The 1,878-nt window shown below is 64.1% G+C and carries 1 protein-coding gene; it reads left to right on the forward strand.

Annotated features, from left to right (window positions below; all coding sequences use genetic code 11):
- Positions 1-413: 413 nt before the first annotated feature.
- A complete protein-coding gene (gene ltrA, locus AC629_RS44185; RefSeq protein WP_084810807.1) occupies positions 414-1,790 on the forward strand; it encodes a group II intron reverse transcriptase/maturase in 1,377 nt (458 codons plus the stop codon).
- The last annotated feature ends 88 nt before the right edge of the window (positions 1,791-1,878 follow it).

Consider the following 1,878-nt stretch of genomic DNA (forward strand, 5'->3'; position numbering starts at 1 on the left):
GAGTATGAGCGACAGCTTGGAGGTGGAAGTCCTCTATCCAGCCTGATGGCGGTGAAGGATTAGCGAAGCGCAAGGGCGTCATCGCGAGGTGGGGTCTGAAGAAAGCGTGGAGCAAAGCCGCGGCCCGATGGACAAACACCGGATAACGAGGCCTACCCGGCCGGACGAGCGAGCAACTGATCGCGAAGTCCATGGTCATCAAAGGTCGGGGTGGTAAATCCGGCGGGCGTGCGGTGAAGGCGGTCGATCTTACCTCGGGAGGTCTGCACTGTGTCACGGCAACGGGACTGAGATCGTCGTAAGGCGATCTGATCGCAGCGCAGAAGTCAGCCGAGGGCATAGTAGGCGGCAGCGCGCCGCCGAAGGCCCGAACGGTGGAAGCGGTTAGTAGAACGGTCTATCTCGCGCGAGCCATGCGGCAGAAGCATCAGATCGAACTGAACTTGGGAACCGGAGCAAGCGGTGAAACCGCAAGCGCCGCCGCCCAAGAGCCCGAAGCACGTGCGGCGAAAGCCAGTCTCGAACGCCCGGCGGTCGCAGAGCCGACGATGGAAGCAGTAGTCGAGCGTGAGAATCTGAAGAGAGCGTTGGCGCAAGTAAAGCGCAACAAGGGCGCGGCAGGCATCGACGGCATGAGCGTCGATGACCTGCCGGCCTACCTGAAGGAGCATTGGCCTACGATCCGGGCTCAGTTGCTTGATGGCACTTACAGGCCGCAGCCGGTGCGGCGGGTGGAGATACCGAAGGCGTCGGGCGGCGTGCGGCTGCTCGGCATCCCGACGGTGCTCGACCGCCTGACCCAGCAGGCGGTCATGCAGGTGTTGCAAGCTGACTGGGACGGAACGTTCTCCGAGACGAGCTACGGCTTCCGGCCGCAGCACTCGGCGCATCAGGCGGTGGAGCAGGCGCAGGCGTATATTGCGTCCGGACACGCCGTCGTCGTGGACATCGACCTGGAAAAGTTCTTCGACCGGGTCAACCACGACATCCTGATGGGGCTCGTTGCCAAGCGGGTTGCCGACAAGCGTCTCCTGAAGCTCATCCGCGGCTTTCTGACCGCAGGTGCGATGGAAGGAGGGTTGGTCAGCCCGACGGAAGAGGGCACGCCGCAGGGCGGTCCGCTCTCGCCGCTATTGTCGAACCTGATGCTGGATGTGCTGGACAAGGAATTGGAGAAGCGCGGTCACCGCTTCGTGCGTTACGCCGACGACTGCAACATCTATGTGCGCAGTCAGAAGGCGGGCGAACGGGTGCTGGCCGGCATCGAACGGTTCCTCGAAAAGCGCCTCAAGCTCAAGATCAACAAGGCCAAGAGTGCGGTCGCAAAACCGGGCGTTCGCAAGTTCCTGGGCTTCAGCTTTACCAGCGGGCAAGAACCACGACGGCGCATCGCGCCGCAGGCGCTCGCCCGCTTCAAGGCGAAGGTCCTGGAGCTTACGCGACGCACGGGCGGGCAAAGCCTCGCGCAGATTGCCAAGGAACTGTCGGCCTACCTGATCGGATGGCGCGGATACTTCGGCTTCTGTCAAACCCCGTCGGTGTTGCGCGTGCTTGACCGGTGGATCAGGCGGCGGTTGCGCGCCGTCGTCTGGAAGCAATGGAAGTACGGACCCGCTCGCTTCGCCGAACTGCGACGCCGCGGCGTCGGCCGGGATCTGGCAGCGCAAACTGCCGGCGCCCCACATGGCCCTTGGCGGCTCGCGAACAGCCCCGCGCTTGCCATCGCCCTGCCAAACAGCTTCTTCGCTTCACTCGGCTTGGCTTCCGTCGCGGCACCGCGGCCCGCATAATCCGCTGAACCGCCGGATACGGACCCGTATGTCCGGTGGTGTGGGAGGGGCGGCGTCGCGAGACGCCCCCCTATCCCGATTGTGWSGA

Origin of the sequence: Bradyrhizobium sp. NAS80.1, assembly GCF_001908205.1 — a bacterium.
Classification (GTDB): domain Bacteria; phylum Pseudomonadota; class Alphaproteobacteria; order Rhizobiales; family Xanthobacteraceae; genus Bradyrhizobium.

Excerpts from the sequence above, each read along its gene's own strand:
- ltrA (WP_084810807.1), top strand. The coding sequence starts at position 414 with ATGCGGCAGAAGCATCAGATCGAACTGAACTTGGGAACCGGAGCAAGC.